The organism is Staphylococcus argensis, assembly GCF_002902305.1.
Classification (GTDB): domain Bacteria; phylum Bacillota; class Bacilli; order Staphylococcales; family Staphylococcaceae; genus Staphylococcus; species Staphylococcus argensis.
The window spans coordinates 709,796-727,697 of the sequence record NZ_PPPX01000001.1 but is presented as its reverse complement, the minus strand read 5'-3'; the positions used below and the strand labels follow the sequence as shown (position 1 = coordinate 727,697).

At 38.7% G+C, this 17,902-nt stretch carries 14 protein-coding genes; all 14 read right to left on the bottom strand.

Translation table 11 applies throughout. The features are described from left to right. Window positions 1-16: 16 nt before the first annotated feature. The 14 genes from rimP to xerC all read right to left on the bottom strand — a co-directional run bounded on the left by rimP (window position 17) and on the right by xerC (window position 17,818). Window positions 17-484 (bottom strand): ribosome maturation factor RimP, encoded by a 468-nt coding sequence (gene rimP / locus CD039_RS03570; protein WP_103371147.1) that lies wholly within the window; start codon window positions 482-484, stop codon window positions 17-19. Window positions 485-628: 144 nt separating this feature from the next. Next, the gene (locus CD039_RS03565; RefSeq protein ID WP_103371146.1) at window positions 629-4,945 is read right to left on the bottom strand and encodes a PolC-type DNA polymerase III; all 4,317 of its coding nucleotides are present in this window, start codon (window positions 4,943-4,945) and stop codon (window positions 629-631) included. A gap of 240 nt (window positions 4,946-5,185) precedes the next feature. Then, entirely contained in the window at window positions 5,186-6,889 is a 1,704-nt protein-coding gene (locus tag CD039_RS03560; RefSeq protein ID WP_103371145.1) for a proline--tRNA ligase, read from the bottom strand. Between the two features lie 22 nt (window positions 6,890-6,911). Continuing rightward, window positions 6,912-8,198: an RIP metalloprotease RseP gene (gene rseP / locus CD039_RS03555; RefSeq protein ID WP_103371592.1), complete on the bottom strand. Its 1,287-nt coding sequence runs from the start codon at window positions 8,196-8,198 to the stop codon at window positions 6,912-6,914. A 254-nt stretch (window positions 8,199-8,452) separates the two neighbouring features. Then, window positions 8,453-9,235 carry a phosphatidate cytidylyltransferase gene (locus tag CD039_RS03550; protein ID WP_103371144.1) on the bottom strand — a complete coding sequence of 261 codons (783 nt, stop codon included), beginning with the start codon at window positions 9,233-9,235 and terminating at the stop codon, window positions 8,453-8,455. Window positions 9,236-9,251: 16 nt separating this feature from the next. After that, window positions 9,252-10,016, bottom strand: a complete 765-nt coding sequence (locus tag CD039_RS03545; protein WP_049410648.1) for an isoprenyl transferase — start codon at window positions 10,014-10,016, stop codon at window positions 9,252-9,254. A gap of 223 nt (window positions 10,017-10,239) precedes the next feature. After that, window positions 10,240-10,794: a ribosome recycling factor gene (frr, locus tag CD039_RS03540; protein WP_002472430.1), complete on the bottom strand. Its 555-nt coding sequence runs from the start codon at window positions 10,792-10,794 to the stop codon at window positions 10,240-10,242. A 16-nt stretch (window positions 10,795-10,810) separates the two neighbouring features. After that, a complete protein-coding gene (gene pyrH / locus CD039_RS03535) occupies window positions 10,811-11,533 on the bottom strand; it encodes a UMP kinase (protein ID WP_002472442.1) in 723 nt (240 codons plus the stop codon). Between the two features lie 316 nt (window positions 11,534-11,849). Then, the gene (gene tsf / locus CD039_RS03530) at window positions 11,850-12,728 is read right to left on the bottom strand and encodes a translation elongation factor Ts (RefSeq protein ID WP_002472415.1); all 879 of its coding nucleotides are present in this window, start codon (window positions 12,726-12,728) and stop codon (window positions 11,850-11,852) included. A gap of 91 nt (window positions 12,729-12,819) precedes the next feature. After that, a complete protein-coding gene (gene rpsB / locus CD039_RS03525) occupies window positions 12,820-13,617 on the bottom strand; it encodes a 30S ribosomal protein S2 (RefSeq protein ID WP_002472447.1) in 798 nt (265 codons plus the stop codon). 407 nt (window positions 13,618-14,024) lie between these two features. Continuing rightward, window positions 14,025-14,798 (bottom strand): GTP-sensing pleiotropic transcriptional regulator CodY, encoded by a 774-nt coding sequence (gene codY, locus CD039_RS03520; protein WP_103371143.1) that lies wholly within the window; start codon window positions 14,796-14,798, stop codon window positions 14,025-14,027. A 24-nt stretch (window positions 14,799-14,822) separates the two neighbouring features. Then, the gene (gene hslU, locus CD039_RS03515; RefSeq protein ID WP_103371142.1) at window positions 14,823-16,235 is read right to left on the bottom strand and encodes an ATP-dependent protease ATPase subunit HslU; all 1,413 of its coding nucleotides are present in this window, start codon (window positions 16,233-16,235) and stop codon (window positions 14,823-14,825) included. 145 nt (window positions 16,236-16,380) lie between these two features. Further along, on the bottom strand, window positions 16,381-16,923 hold the full coding sequence (gene hslV / locus CD039_RS03510; RefSeq protein WP_103371141.1) for an ATP-dependent protease subunit HslV: 543 nt from the start codon (window positions 16,921-16,923) through the stop codon (window positions 16,381-16,383). Window position 16,924: 1 nt separating this feature from the next. Then, a complete protein-coding gene (gene xerC, locus CD039_RS03505) occupies window positions 16,925-17,818 on the bottom strand; it encodes a tyrosine recombinase XerC (protein ID WP_103371140.1) in 894 nt (297 codons plus the stop codon). Between the last annotated feature and the right edge of the window lie 84 nt (window positions 17,819-17,902).

The following is a 17,902-nucleotide window of genomic DNA, read 5'->3' as shown; positions in this document are numbered from 1 at the left end:
GTCCCTCCTGTTCTCGTTATAGCATTACTGCATGACGTGCTTTAGCGATCTTATCTCTTGGAATTTCAATAGATCTCTTCTTAGATTTTTCCTTCACTTGCATCGTAATTGTATCTGTTTCCACTGTTTCTAGAATGCCCAACCATTCTTTCTCTCCTTCAATTGGAGCGTAGAGTGATACATAAATTGGTTGATTTACAGCATTCTGGAAATCTTGTTCTTTCTTAATCGGTCTTTCTGCACCAGGTGAAGAAACATCTAGATAATATGCTTGTGCGATAGGATCTTCTTCGTCCATCACTTCACTGATCTTCTCAGATGCTACAGTACAGTCATTTAAGTCGACGCCACCTGGTTTATCAATAGATACTCTTAGGAAATGATCCTTTCCTTCTTTAGTAAATTCAATATCTACTAATTCGAAATTGAGTTCTTCAAGGACTGGCTGAATTAGCGGTTCTACTTTCTCTGCTATCTTACTCATGCGAGCCTCCTTTTTGACAAATAGAAAAGAGCGGGGAGTGCCCACTCTTTGTTCCTGAGTCTAATCTTTTAAGCATCTTTATTATATCACAACCCTATGAGCCTTACAAATTTAGAAGTATTCATAGGGTTCTGACTGAAACTTTTACATATCGAAAATAGAAAGTTGCGCTTTGTCTGGAAGTCCAGATAAAGAACCGAGTTCATCTAAGTAATCGATCACTTTTTGTGAAACACCGGCTTTTTTATTCAACTCTTCTTTCGATAAAAATGGTCCTTCGTCACGTGCTTCAACGATACGACGCGCAACGTTCTCACCTAAGCCCGGCACAGAGATAAATGGCGGAATAAGTGTATCACCTTCAATGATAAATTCGAAAGCTTGGCTCTTCTCTAAACTAATCGGTTGAATGCGATAACCACGTTGCGCCATTTCATTGACGAGTTCAAGAACGGTTAGCGTATCTTTTTCCTTTTTACCTAAATCCATATAACGAGAATACATATCTTTCACTGTTGTACGAATACCATCTTTGTCTTTAACCATCGTGAAGAGATCAAAGTCTGAGGCACGTACAGTGAAATAGCTCGCGTAATAGTATAAAGGATAATGAACTTTAAAATAAGCGATACGCACAGCCATCAGAACGTACGCTGCTGCATGGGCTTTAGGGAACATGTATTTAATCTTACGACAAGAGTCCATGTACCAATCTGGGATATCGTTCTCAACCATGGCGTCTACCATATCGTCTGTTAAACCTCGACCTTTACGAACGAACTCCATCGTCTTAAAGGCGAGTGGTGGTTCCATACCGTTATACATCAGGTAAACCATGATATCGTCACGACAACAAATAACGCTAGATAAATCACATGTACCTGAACGGATTAAATCTTGCGCGTTACCTAGCCACACATCGGTACCGTGGGAAAGACCTGAAATACGTACTAGCTCTGAGAATGAGTCTGGATTCGTATCCTCTAACATTTGACGAACGAAACCTGTACCGAATTCAGGCACACCAAAGGTTCCTGTCTTACAGAGAATATCTTCTTCTGTCACGCCAAGAGGCTCTGGCGAACTGAAGATACCCATCGTCTCTTTGTCATCGACTGGCACTTTCTTCGGATCAATACCGGACAAGTCTTGAAGCATACGAATCATCGTAGGATCATCGTGTCCTAAGATATCGAGTTTCAAGACGTTATCGTGTATAGAGTGGAAGTCAAAGTGCGTCGTCATCCAAGCAGCACTTTGATCATCTGCAGGGAACTGAACCGGTGTAAAATCATAAATGTCCATATCGTCAGGAACAACGATAATACCACCAGGGTGTTGACCTGTCGTTCTCTTAACGCCTGTACAACCTTTCACGAGTCGATCGATTTCAGCGCCACGTTTATGAATACCTTGGTCATTTAAATAACCTTTAACGAAACCGAATGCTGTCTTCTCAGCCACGGTACCAATTGTACCCGCACGGAAGACTTTATCTTCACCGAATAAGACTTTGGTATAATTGTGCGCTTCTGGTTGATATTCCCCACTAAAGTTCAAGTCGATATCGGGAACTTTGTCCCCTTTGAAACCTAAGAATGTTTCGAAAGGAATATCTTGGCCTTCTTTAATGAGCTCGCAACCGCATTTATCACATTTTTTATCTGGTAAATCGAAACCGGAACCGACAGAACCGTCATTAAAGAATTCACTTTCACGGCATTCTGGACAAATATAGTGTGGCGGTAAAGGATTGACCTCAGTGATTTCGGTCATCGTCGCCACGAAACTTGAACCTACGGAACCACGAGAACCTACGAGATAACCGTCGTCTAACGATTTCTTCACGAGACGTTGAGAAATGAGATAAATAACGGAGAAACCGTTACCGATGATACTTTCAAGTTCTTTCTCTAAACGATCTATTACGATTTGTGGTAAATCTTTACCATATAATTTACGCGCGTTGGAATAGCTCAATTCTCGAATTTCTTCGTTAGCGCCATCCATATTCGGTGTATAGAGCTTATCTTTAATAGGTACGACACGTTCAATACGATCAGCCAACGCATTTGTGTTCGTTACGACAATCTCGTGGGCTTTCTCTTCACCTAAGAAGTGGAACTCATCGAGCATTTCGTCTGTGGTTCTAAAGTGTGCTTCTGGTAATGTAGTACGGTTTAAAGGATTACCAGGTTGTGATGCGATCAGTATTTTACGCGCAACTGCATCGTGTTCAAATAAATAGTGTGCGTTACCAGTAGCAAGCACTGGAATTTGGTTCGCATCCGCTGCTTGAATCAAGCGATCATAAATCTCGTGTAATGTTTCTGTATCACGTACAAGTTCACGATCAATCAAGTCTTGATACAACGCAGGTGGTTGCACTTCAACGAAATCATAATACTTTGCAATGCGTTCTACTTGAGATTGATCTTTCTGCATGACTGCCGTGAAGACTTCCCCTTCATCACACGCGCTTCCGACAAGAATACCTTCACGATATTCGTCGAGAACAGAACGTGGAATACGAGGTGTACGGTAATAATATTTAACTAAAGATTGACTCACAATCTTAAACAGGTTCTTCAAACCTTCCTGATTCTGAACGATGAGTGTCACGTGACTCGGACGCGCACGTTTATAGGCCTCTTCGTTAGAGAGTGATTGGTTGATGTCTTGATGGTTCTTAACATCTAATTCGTCGAGCTGTTTCAGCATTTTAATAAAAATGTAAGCTGTAGCTTCGGTATCGTAAATCGCTCTATGGTGTTGTGTAAGTTCAACGCCATATTTCTTAGCTAGGAAATTCAAACCGTGCTTACCATATTCTGTATTCACTGTACGTGAAAGCTCGAGTGTATCAATGACACCGTTTGTAGATTCGCCTAAACCTGCACGCTCATAACCTGTATCGATGAAGCCCATATCGAACGAAGCGTTATGCGCAACAAATATCGCGTCGCCTACCCATTCCTTAAATTCAGTTAAGACATCATCGATTTCTGGTGCATCAACGAGCATATCATCTGTGATGTGCGTTAAATTCTTGATCGTATCTGACAGTTTCTCATGAGGGTTACTAAAACGTTCGAATTTATCTATAATCTCGCCATCATGAACCTTCACCGCAGCAAGTTCGATAATCTTGTCGTATTGGTTGGAAAGACCCGTCGTTTCCACGTCAAATACCACATATGTTGCTGATTTCAAGTCACGATCTGTAGGTTTGTAGGCGATAGGAACGCCATCATCAACAAGCATGCCTTCCATACCGTAAATCATCTTAATATCATTCTTCTCTGCTGCATTGTGCGCATCTGGGAAAGCTTGAACCACATTATGATCAGTGACTGCAATGGCTTTGTGACCCCATTTCGCCGCCTGTTCGACGTAAGCGCCGATATGCGGGATACCGTCCATTTGACTCATTGAACTATGAAGATGGAATTCAACACGTTTTTCTTCAGCTTTATCTTGTTTCGGTGCTTTTTTAATTTCTTCGATATTGTTCATCATCATAACTAGATCGCGAACGAAACTATCTTCTTCAATACGACCTTGTGCACGCACCCATTTTCCTTCGCTCAACGCTTTAAAATGAGCGAGGTCATCTTTGTTCTTTCTAGTGAACATTTTAAGGACGAGTGAATCGGTGTAGTCAGTGACTTTTAATTCGACGATGTGTCGTCCACTCTTCAGTTCTTTCAAGTTAATGTCGAAAATGACACCTTCAATTGCGACTTTGAATTCTTCTTCCACGATGGATTCAATTGGTCGCACGCTTTCAACCGGAATTGGCTTACCGATTTGACATTTTTCAACCGTGCTTTCGTTGTTATCTTGTTGTTTTGCTTTTTCAGCTTTCATCTTTTCTAATTTTTCGGTAGCTTCACGAGCACTTTTTTCGTCTTCTTCTTGAATGTAAGCTTCGAGCGACGCTAAATTATTATCATTATCTGTTTCATCTGTTTCAAAGACAACACGTGACATATTAAATCCGCATTTTTGGAATGCGCGTACGAGGCTACCATTGCAAGATTTATCGAAGTGATTTCGTTCTATATCATTATTACAAACGACTTTGATTGTATCTCCGGACATGATGAGTTTTTTCTGTTTTAATTGACGTTTTACTTGTGGAGAAAGCCCTGTTTCGTCAATACAAGTTGGGAAGTATTTTAATACATGTTCATCCTGCCCTGTAGTGTCTTGGATTGTGAATTTCCAATTCACGTCTGCAATTGTTTTAAACTCTTCTTTCAGAGCATTCGTAAATAAGAGATAGTCCTCATTGGAGAGGAAACGTGGTAAAGCGATTTGGAATTCCCACGTACGAGCCTTAGTTGATACATCGACACGTGTGAGTTCGCTTTGTTCAATAATATCTTGGTCAAGTTGATTTGCGATTTTAAGTTGGTCCGCCAAAATTTTAAATTTTTCTTGATTAGTCACAGGCATGACAAAACCACCTTCTGTAAAAATAAAAAGGGCCATCTTTAAGGATGAGGCAGCAAAATGATATTTGCTTATTACGTTCTTAGTAGTTACTTCCACCTATTTTAAACCTTTTAAGAAAAAATCTCGAGGGTCCCGCCGAGATTTTTCAAGGTTACATTTTTACCACAATATAAGCGCTATCGAGATAGAAGAGAGTGAGTGAACTCAATTGTATTATTCGTCACCCACTCTAATGCCTCATTAATTTAATTGTTCATATAAGTCGTTAATGTATTGTAGTAAATCGTCACTATGAACTTCTTCGCTTTCGCCATTATCACGACGTTTCACTTCGACGATACTTTCGCTCGCACGCTTACCAACGACAATACGAATTGGAAGACCAATAAGATCTGCATCGTTAAATTTAACGCCAGCACGTTCTTTACGATCGTCATATAATACATCGTATGTTTGTTGAAGTTGTTCATAGAGTTGTTCTGAAAGTTCGCGTTGATCTTCTTTCTTAGGGTTGATCGCAATTAAGTGTAAATCATATGGCGTAACAGATTTCGGCCAAATGATACCTTGTTCATCATTGTGGTGTTCAATAATTGCACTCAACGTACGAGATACACCGATACCGTAGCAGCCCATGAGTAAGGATTGCGCTTTACCTTGATCGTTGAGCACAGTAGCATTCATCGCTTCTGAATATTTGCGTCCTAATTTGAAGACTTGTCCTACTTCAATTCCTTCTGCAAAATGCGCTTCGCCAGACCCATCTGCAAGTGGTTCGCCCTCAAGAATGAAGCGGAAGTCATCGAAAGCTTCAACTTTAAAGTCACGATCTATATTCGCATTTAAGTAGTGATAGCCATCTTCATTAGCACCTACTACGATATTTGTAAGGTCTTGAATAGATTGATCCGCGTAAACTTTGATGTCTTTATCTGTAATAGGTCCTAGTGACCCCGGATGTGCACCTAATAAATTGAAGATATCATCTTGTGAAGCGAGTTCAATATTATCTGTTTCGAAATAAGCTTTTAACTTCACATCGTTCACTTCGTGGTGACCGCGAACTAATAATAAGATAAACTCCCCATCAACATTAAAGACCATTGATTTCGTGATTTCATCTAATGGTTTATTGAGGAAATCTGCAAGCTCTTGTGCTGTTTGAACATCTGGTGTTTCTACTTTTTCTAATTCTAGTGGTGCTTCATCTTTTTTATTTGGCGTATAGACGACTTCTGCTTTTTCAATATTCGCTGCATAATCACTTTCTTTACTATAAACAATTGTATCTTCACCGATTTCACTTAATGCCATGAACTCGTGTGTATGGTTACCACCGATTGCGCCGGAATCTGCGAGTACAGGACGCGCATTTAATCCCACACGTTTGAAGATACGATCATACGCATCGTACATTTGTTGATATGTTTCATCTAAAGATGCTTCATCAATATGGAAAGAATACGCATCTTTCATGATGAATTCTCTACCGCGGAGCAAGCCAAAACGTGGGCGCTTTTCATCGCGGAATTTAGACTGAATTTGGAATAACGTTAAAGGAAGTTGTTTGTATGATTTCAATTCGTCACGAACGAGTGAAGTGACAACTTCTTCGTGAGTCGGACCAAGCGCGAATTCACGACCGTTACGATCTTTCAAGCGCATGAGTTCTGGGCCGTATGCAGACCAACGACCAGATTCTTCCCAGAGTTCTGATTGTTGTAATGCTGGCATAAGAATTTCAACTGCATCTACACGTTCCATTTCTTCACGAATAATCGCTTCTATATTATTTAATACTCTCGTTGCAAGAGGTAAATAACTATAAATACCACTCGTACTCTGTTTGATTAAACCTGCTTTAAGCAAGAGTCGATGGCTCAAAGCTTCAGCACTTGCTGGTACCTCTTTCATTGTTGGAATAAAGACCTTTGACTGTTTCATATTACAATAGTTCCTCCTCTAACTATAAGAAATAGCGTTGTATATCGTTCCAAGTGACTAAGATCATTATAATTAAGACGAATACTGCCCCAATCGCTAACATCACTGTTTCTGCTTTTTTATTTAATGGTTTTCTGAAAATCGCTTCGTAAATTACGAATAGGATACGTCCACCATCTAAAGCTGGAATAGGTAATAAGTTCATTAAACCTAAGTTCACACTTAAGAGTGCAGTGAAATTGATAAGATTGAAAATACCCGTTTTCACCACAGAATCTACTTGATGGTAAATGCCAACTGGTCCGTTGAGCATATCGAAAGAGAAATGACCTGTGAATATACTTGCAATTAAGCTAACAATCGCTGTGAAGATAAGTTTTCCTGCAATAATTGTGCGTTCAAATCCTTCTAATATTGGTTTAAACGCTGTATGTTCAGTTTCAGCTTGTATACCTAAACGATAATGTGTTTCTTTTTTAGTTTTTGTTAATTGTTCTGTTTCTTTTTTCGGAGTTATCTTGAATGTTTTCTCTTTCCCATCACGTTTAACAGTAACATGGGTTGCATTTTCTTTAATCTTATCTGTTGCTGATCGTAAAGACTTTTGGTCGGTAACCTTATAATCTCCTACTTTAACAATCTTGTCTCCAGAATGTAATCCTGCTTTCTCAGCTGGACTATCTTTTGCAACATCTGCAATACCATTTGTAGGTGTACCTTGATAGTATGCTAAACCGATAAATAGGACGAGTGTAAGTAAGAAGTTGAATAATGGACCGGCAATCAACGCTAAGAATTTCTGATAAGGTTTCTTGTATGTAAATTGACGGTGCTTAGGTGCAATTTGAACTAAACTTCCATTTTCAACGAAGAATGCTTTGTCAGCAATATTGAAATGATGACGTTCTTCATCGTAGGCTGTAATACCTTCAATAAACAATCCTTCTTTAAAGTCGCATTTCTTCACTTCAATCGCTTCGATTTGTTGGAATTTATGATGATCATCTAAAATGATATGCGTAATTTCATCATTTTTATTTAATTTAATCTTCACATGCATACCTGGTTGAACAGGTGGTTCTTCTAAACCATCCCCTGCCATTCTGACATATCCGCCTACAGGTAACAGACGAATCGTATATAGCGTTTCATTTTTACGGAAACTTAGAATCTTCGGCCCCATACCAATCGCAAATTCTGGACACATAATGCCTGCGCGCTTAGCGAAGAACATGTGGCCATATTCGTGTACGGTAACGAGGACACCAAAGACGATAATAAATGCAATGATTGTTACGAGATAACTCAAATCCATACACCTCATAATTTATTTTATGCTATGCGAGAATGTGTGCTTACGTCATCCTCTCACATAGTCTACCATTGTGAAATTACTCGAGACTCTTTAAATTATAAAAGTATTCACAGTAACTGTCTACTCGCAAATCGTGAGACCTTTTAAAAATAAAAATCGAATGGGAGTAAGACGGAAATCTTTAAATTATTTCAACGTCTCACCCCCACTAAGCTGGTCTCATACCATGATTGGTTAACTGCTCTCAATTAAACTTGTATCAATAAAATATTTAATAGTGGCAAGACAAACATGAAACTGTCAAAGCGATCAAGAATGCCACCATGACCTGGCAAGATACGGCCTGAATCTTTCACACCAAAGTGTCGTTTGAAACCTGATTCGACTAAGTCGCCGAGTTGTCCAAACATACTCAAGATAACTGTATAAATTAACAGTAACCAAATTGGTATGTTGAAGTTAACGAAGATAATCATGACAAGCGGTACAATCAAGCTACAGATTAAACCGCCAATAAAGCCTTCGATCGTCTTATTCGGACTAATGACTGGCCACAATTTATGCTTACCTATCATTCTACCAAAGAGATAAGCGCCTGTATCAGTCAACCACACTACAAGGAAAGCAAACAATATGTAACGTAATCCTTCAGCTCGTGTTGTGTAAAGATACATAAAGCCAATACCTACATAAGCGATAGACATCAGACAGAATGCTGCGTCCATAAAGCTGAAGCGGTTCTTAGATAGCACTGTGTAGCTCAACAATACAAAGCTGAGTGCGATTAAAGCTTTCAATTGAACTTGATCTACCCAATGACCCGCATTCTGTGGAAGCATAATCACTACTAAACCTACTGCACTGATGAGGCCCGGTATAGAGAGAAAGCGAATCATATTCATGTTTAAGATTTCCTTTAGTGCAACAAAAGCAAGTAAATATGAAAAAAGCATTAAGATCATTCCGCCCTTAAGCAATATCGGGAGGAAGATGATCAACGCGATGATTGCAGTTAATGTTCTTACTTTCATATTGGACTCCTAACTATCACAAACCACCAAACCGACGTTGGCGATTTTGATAAATTTTTAGACATTTAAGTAATTCTTCACTATCGAAGTCAGGCCATAGCTTTTCATTAAAGATAAATTCGCTATAAGAAAGTTGCCAAATCAAGAAGTTGCTAATACGTTGTTCCCCTGATGTTCGAATGAGTAACTCTGGATCTGGATAAGGTTGTGTCATAAAGTGAGAAGATAATACATCTTCATCAACGTCATCTATTGATAATTCATTCGCTTCTAAACGACGATACAGAGATTTCACACCATCAACAATTTCGGCTCGGCCCCCATAATTCATTGCAAAGATGAGTTTCAGCCCAGTATTATGCTTCGTCTCCTCTTTCGCTTTATTGATAGCTTTAACTGTCGATTGTGGTAAATCGTCAATAAAGCCTATTGTTTCAACTTTAACATTTTTCTCAATCAACTCTGGTAAAAATGTCTTGAGAAAGTTGACGGGCAGACTCATAATATATTTCACTTCATTCTCTGGACGCGTCCAATTCTCTGTTGAGAAAGCATAAAGTGTTAAGTATTCAATTCCTAAATTGCTAGCTTCCTTTGTAATCTTCTTCACAGTTTGCATGCCTTGGTAATGTCCTTTAATACGAGGGAGCTTACGTTGTTTCGCCCAACGCCCATTACCGTCCATAATAATAGCGACATGCTTCGGTATGTTATGTAAATCTAATTCTTGTTGATCTAAATTAGATTGCGATTGTTTTTTATTTCTAGACTTTTTAAACATCGTATTTCCTCCGAGCACTCTCATCTCTGTTTAGCATAATGATTTGTGTCTACATTTAACTCTCATTTTATCATACTAACTGTTGTGATTGAATATACAAAGAAAAAAACTGTACCAAAGTATGATTTGATACAGTTCGTTACTCTGTCACATATTATCACTCTACATCATTAGTTAGCGAAAGCGTTCCAAATGGGCGAGCGACTTAAAGGACAGAAGTGTATTATACAGACATAATGTCTTCTTCTTTATCGTCTACGAGTTGATCAATTTCTTTAATTGAGTCATCTGTAGCTTTTTGAACATTATCTGTTTGAGTTTTTAAGTCGTCTTCAGTTAATTCGCCATCTTTTTCTTGTTTTTTCAACGTGTCATTCACATCACGACGAATGTTACGTACTGAAACTTTTGCATTTTCACCGATTTTCTTAACTTCTTTGAAAAGTTCTTTACGGCGTTCTTCTGTTAAAGCAGGAACTGTGATACGAATCACTTCGCCGTCACTTGTAGGGTTAACACCTAAGTTAGCAGCGTTGATTGCCTTTTCGATATCTTCTACAGAACCTTTGTCATAAGGTGAGATGACTAATAATCTTGCTTCAGGAACGTTGATACTTGCAAGTTGTTGAATAGGTGTTGGCGCACCGTAATAATCTACAGTTACACCGTTGAGCAAGTTAGAGTTTGCTCGACCTGCACTAATGTTTGCTAATTCTCTTGAAAGGCTATCGATAGATTTCTTCATTCTCGCCTTCGTATCTTTAATTATGTCACTCATGAATATACACCTCGAATTATTTAGTAATTAATGTTCCAATTTCTTCGCCTAATACAGCACGTTTAATGTTGCCTTCTTCCATTATAGAGAATACATTTAATGGAATATTGTTGTCCATACAGAAGGACGATGCTGTAGAGTCCATAACTTGTAAACCTTCTTGCAACATTTGAATATGAGTTAAATGATCATATTTTTTCGCATTTGGATCTTGTTTAGGATCTGCTGAGTAAACACCGTCAACGTTATTTTTACCCATAAGGATAACGTCAGCTTCTACTTCAGCCGCTCTTAATGCAGCTGTCGTATCTGTAGAGAAGTAAGGGTTACCAATACCTGCCGCGAAGATAACGACGCGTTTCTTCTCTAAGTGTCTAATCGCTCTACGACGAATATAAGGTTCAGCGACTTGTTTCATTTCAATAGAAGTTAAGACTCTCGTATCGCAGTCTAATTGTTCAAGACTATCTTGTAAAGCTAAGGCATTCATTACTGTAGCTAACATACCCATGTAGTCAGCTGTACCGCGATCCATACCTAAGTCGCTTCCTGTCTTACCACGCCAAATATTTCCGCCGCCAACGATTACGGCAATTTCGCAATCCATCTTCGCAACTTCAGCTACTTGTTGAGCTACGCTTTTGATGATGATTGGATTGATTCCGAATCCGTCATCTCCAGCTAATGCTTCACCACTTAATTTAAGAACAACACGTTTATATTTAGATGTTTGAGCCATTATATTATCCTCTCATCTCAATTTTATGTACTTTTTAGGTTGGAGGCAAGCGCTCGCACTCTACGTCGCATCATGTTGCTGCTTGCTCATTTACACGGAGTAAAATCTCTGCGCTGCAATACGCATTAAAGTTAAGCGCTTCACTCACTCCAACCTATTTTCCTTTATTAACTTCTGACGTTCTATTATAGAAATAAGAACAAAAAATATCGTCAATGATACAAGTAAAGAAGACACAGGTAGTCTTCCTATATAAAAGATGTCTTTCATACGGGAATACAAAGGTGTCTTCTTCCTTGTACAAATCTATGAAATATTATTTCATTTGTCCTTTAACTTCATCAGCAAAGTTTTCTTCACGTTTTTCCATACCTTCGCCTACTTCATAGCGTACGAAGTCAACAAGTTTTCCACCTTTAGATTTGAGGTAAGATTCAACTGTTTGATCTGGATCTTTAACGAAGTCTTGGTCTACAGCACAAATTTCTTGTAAGTATTTGCGCATACGACCTTCAACCATTTTTTCAACGATTTTTTCTGGTTTACCTTCGTTTAACGCTTGTTGTTTTAATACTTCTTTTTCATGAGATAATTCTTCTTCACTTACTTGGTCAGAAGAAACGTATTTAGGGTTGATAGCTGCAATGTGCATAGCTACGTCTTTAGCAGCTTCTTCGTCAGTTGTACCTTCAACTACTGAAAGCACACCAATACGGCCACCCATGTGTAGGTAAGCACCGAATGCATCGTTGTCAGATTTAGATCTGATAGCGAAACGACGAATGCTTAATTTTTCACCGATAGTAGCGATTGCTTCTTTCATACGTCCATCTACAGTGTCGCCACTAGGTAATTTAGATTCGTTTAATTCTTCTACAGATGAAGCTTTAGTTTCTAACGCTTGGTTAGCAATTTCTTTAACTAACTCTTGGAAACCTTCGTTACGTGCTACGAAGTCAGTTTCTGAGTTAATTTCAAGGATAACAGCGTCGTTACCTTTAGTTTCAACGTGTACTAAACCTTCTGCAGCGATACGATCTGCTTTTTTAGCTGCTTTAGCGATACCATTTTCACGAAGGTAGTCAACAGCTTTATCGATGTCGCCGTCAGTTTCAGTTAACGCTTTTTTACAGTCCATCATACCAGCGCCAGTTTTTTCGCGTAATTCTTTAACAAGTTTAGCTGAAATTGCCATTTATTATTCCTCCAATATTGTTACTTTAATATATTATATTTTAAAAAAAGGTGATAAGCCTGATTATCTTATCACCCATTTTACATTATGCTTACTTAGATTCAACAGAAGTGCTTTCTTCAGTTGAGTCAGCATTTTGAGTATCTTCATTTGATTTAGATTCTTCTAAGTCAATGTTTTGCTCAGCTGCTACTTCATCATTAGATACACCTTGTTGACCTTCAAGTACTGCATCTGCCATCTTACCAGTTAATAATTTAACGGCACGGATAGCGTCATCGTTCGCTGGGATAACGTAATCGATTTCGTCAGGATCACAGTTAGTATCCACAATTGCAACGATAGGGATATTTAGTTTACGGGCTTCCGCGATAGCGTTGCGCTCTTTACGAGGGTCAACAACGAATAATGCATCAGGCATAGATTTCATATCGCGAATACCGCCTAAGAATTTGATTAAGCGGTTGTATTCTTTTTTAAGTTCAACAACTTCTTTTTTAGGAAGAACTTCGAATAAGCCGTCTTCTTCCATTTTTTCGATTTCAGAAATACGTTTGATACGTTTAGAAATTGTTTTATAGTTAGTTAAGATTCCACCTAACCATCTTTGGTTAACGTAGAATTGACCAGCACGTTCTGCTTCGTTCTTAACTGATTCTTGCGCTTGTTTCTTAGTACCTACGAATAGGACTTTACCGCCATCTTCAGATAATTTTTTAACGAAGTTGTATGCTTCTTCAACTTTCTTAACTGTTTTTTGTAAATCGATAATGTAGATACCATTACGTTCAGTAAAAATGTATCGTTTCATCTTAGGGTTCCAACGGCGAGTTTGGTGACCGAAGTGAACACCTGCTTCAAGTAATTGTTTCATAGAAATTACTGCCATGATATAAATCCTCCTAATGGTTATTTACCTCCACAAATCGCTCATATAAACACGTCGATTAAATCGACGCACCCTTTATACTTCCGCAATTTGTGTGTGTATTGGCTTCTTAGCCGTCATTTAATATACCATAAAAGTTCTGGTAAAGCAATAGGTTGAAATCAAGTACGTAAATCACTCGTAAAAAAGAGCGGAACAGCATTCCAAATGATGCATTGTTCCACTCCAACGGGGATGATACGGCTTTGAATAATTGATAGCCTTTCAACTCCAAACATCTACTATATAGGATGGTAAGAATACGGTAGTCGTTAATATCTAATATCATCACGCACTTTCATTTAAACGTGAGATCTACCGTTCACGCTCTAACCAACTATACGATTATAGACAAGCTCATTATTTAACTATTTTAAGCGTTCAAGTTCATCTAAGAATTTAGCTTTTTTAACCTTGATAAATGTACCTTTCATACCGAGTGAACGAGACTCAATTACGCCAGCACTTTCAAGTTTACGTAAAGCGTTAACGATAACTGAACGTGTGATACCTACGCGGTCAGCAACTTTAGAAGCGATGAGTAAACCTTCTTGGCCACCAAGTTCTTCAAAGATGTGTTCAATGGCTTCACTTTCTGAGTAAGATAGTGAGTTAATAGCCATGTTGATTGCTGCTTTATCACGTGCTTCTTGTTCAACTTCGTTATGTTTCTCACGAAGGATTTCCATACCGATAACTGTTGCAGCATATTCACCTAGCACGAGGTCGTTCTCAGAAAAATCATCGTGTACACGACCAAGTACGAGTGTACCTAAACGTTCACCACCGCCTAAGATTGGGAAGATCGTTGTTCTGCTATCTTCGAATAAATCTTTATTTTCAGGTGGGAATACTGATAATACATCGTCAATATCAATATTTGATCTCGTTTCTTTCACGTCCATTAATTTTTCAGTGTACTCAGAAGGAATATGACGTGTTTCTAACATTTGAATGATACGATCATTTTTTAATAATTCATTAAGGTTTGATCCTAAAATCTTACCTTTACGGGATACAATAAATACGTTTGTAATTGTTACGTTACTAATCGTTTGGGCTACATCTTTGAAGTTTACGGCGATACCTTTATGTTTTTGTAATAAAGTGTTTAACTCTCTAGTTTTTGATAATAAGCTCATATTTCTTCTCCTTTTTCCTTTATATTATAAGATAAATGCACTTAAATCTTTGTTTGTTGAAATAGATTTCAACTTATCATCAACGTATTGCGGGGTAATATCAACTTCTGCATGAGGCATGCTTGGTGCCTCGAATGATAGATCTTCTAACATTTTTTCTAATATCGTGTGTAAACGACGTGCACCGATATTATCTGTATCTTGGTTAACTTGATGAGCAATTTCAGCTAAGCGATGTATTGCTTCATCTGAGAAGTTGACCGTTACTTCTTCAGTGTCGAGCAACGCCTCATATTGTTTGATGAGTGAAAGTCTTGGTTCTTTGAGGATACGTTCGAAATCTTCCACAGATAGACTTTCGAGTTCGACACGGATTGGGAAACGACCTTGTAACTCAGGAATGAGATCGCTTGGTTTAGAAACGTGGAAAGCACCAGCACCGATAAATAGCATATGTTCAGTACTTACACTACCATACTTCGTTTGAATGACGCTACCTTCAAGGATAGGTAGAATATCACGTTGGACACCCTGGCGTGAAACGTCTTGACCAGAGTTCTGATTACCTGTCGCAACTTTATCAATTTCGTCGATAAAGATAATACCCATTTGTTCAGCAAGTTCAATCGCTTCTTGGTTAGCTGTTTCTTGGTCAATGAGTTGATCTGCATAGTCATCCACGAGAATCTTACGCGCAGTCTTCACAGGTAATTCACGTTCAACTTTCTTCTTAGGCATGAGCTGATTCATCATGTCTTGCATTTGCTGATTCTGGTTAGTACCTAACATGCCCATAGCCGCTGGATCTTGTTCAACTTTGATACGGACCTTTTCGTCTTCAAGTTGTCCTGCTAAAAGTTGTTTCTTAATCTCAGAACGCTTCGTCTTCACTTCTTCATTTGGTGCTTCCTCATCTTCGTCATCATTGTTTTGACCGAAGTTAGGAATCGCCCCACCAAAAAGTGACTCTAACGGATTATTGCCATTAGATTGATTTGCTTTCTTCTTCATACTAGGAACGAGTAACTTAACGAGTTTATCATTCGCTTTGGCTGTTGCTTCATCTTTCACGAGTGCTTTCTTCTGATCTTTCACGAGACGTACTGCAACGTCCACTAAGTCTCTAACCATGCTTTCAACATCTCGGCCTACATAGCCCACTTCAGTAAATTTCGTCGCTTCTACTTTAATAAATGGCGCACCCACTATCTTGGCCATACGACGTGCAATTTCAGTCTTCCCTACACCAGTCGGACCAATCATTAAGATATTCTTAGGTGCGATTTCCTGTTTCTCTTCTTCGCTGAGCAGACTACGGCGATAACGATTGCGAAGCGCTATGGCTACTTTTCTCTTGGCATCATCTTGGCCTACGATATATTCATTCAGCTTTGAAACAATATCTTTAGGCGTTAGTTTAATGCTATTCGCTTCCATCTAAGCTTCCTCCATCTTCATATTCAATCATTGAGTTACAGTAGCTATTATAGATAATTTTGTTATCAAAACTGCCTAGCATAATTACTATAACTTATTTTTATTATCAATGTATATACTTTTTAAAAAAATTCTTCCTTTTTAACTAAAGTTCTTCAACAACTATTTGATCATTCGTAAATACGCAAATATCTGAAGCCACGCGTAAACTTTCATAAGCCATATCTTTAGCTGACATATCTTTAGCGTGACGTTTCAATGCACGACCTGCACTTAAAGCATAGTTCCCACCAGAACCTATAGCAATGAGATCATCATCTGGTGCGATCACTTCGCCAGTACCGCTCACGACAAGAATATTTTCTTTATCCATCACGATGAGCATCGCTTCGAGTTGACGTAACTGTTTGTCGCCCCGCCATTCTTGTGCAAGTTCAACTGCGGCACGTTCCAAGTTACCACTAAATTGTTGAAGTTTCGTTTCAAACTTTTCAAATAGAGTAAATGCGTCAGCCACACTCCCAGCAAAGCCTGCTAAGACTTTACCATCGTATAAAGTGCGGACTTTACGAGCAGTCTGTTTCATAATGACTTGATTGCCTAATGTGACTTGGCCATCACCAGCCATCGCAGAGTGACCATTGTGTTGGATAGCAAATATCGTCGTCGCATGAATTGATGTACTCATATCATCTCTTCTCCTTCTTTGCACGTGGATGTGCATTTAAATAAACTTTTCTTAATTGATCATTTGATACGTGGGTATATCTACCAGTCGTCGATAAGTTAACATGACCGAGCAACGCTTGTACAGTACGCAAGTCTGCGCCCTCATTGAGCATATGTGTAGCGAAAGTATGTCTTAATTTGTGGGGATGAATATCCGTTACTCCAGAGGTACGTTTCACGACATCATTAAGCACATACCGTACGCCACGTTCGGTAATCGGAGCCCCTTGCATATTCACGATGAGAAATTCGTGACTCGCACGTTGTAGCGGCTGGAACTCCTCAAGGTATTGCTGAATACGTTGCTTACAGAACTCACCAAACGGGATGAAACGTTCTTTATTACCTTTACCTAATACTTTCACACCTGGTAGATTAAGATCTAAATCTGTACGCTTAATATGCACAAGTTCAGATACCCTCATACCCGTCGCATACAGCAACTCTAATATGACACTATCTCTGAGACCTTTCTTCTTATCTTGACTCACAGTTTGGAACATCGCTTCCATCTCTTCGTTATAGAAGAACTGTGGTAAATACTGTTCTTTCTTAGGATGGACAAGTTGTATAAAAGGATTGACTACACTCTCGTCTTGCGTCATCCAATATTCATAAAAGCTTCGTAAAGTGGAAATCTTGCGTGATATTGTTGTTCTTTTTAAACCTTGTTCATAGAGATAACTTAAGTAATTGCGAGCGTCTCTGTATTGAAAAGTATCGAGATGCAACAACTCTTGTTCTAAAAAGACGTTAAACTGTTCTAAATCTTCTTTATAAGATAACAGTGTATATTCAGAGTATTGTCGTTCGACCTTTAACATATACAAATAATCTCGTTGGATTTTCTCCAAATAAAATCCCTCCATCAATATGAATTGTAGCATATTGATAGAAGGAACTGCGATCAATAACCATCAAAAATGGTCATATTTTCG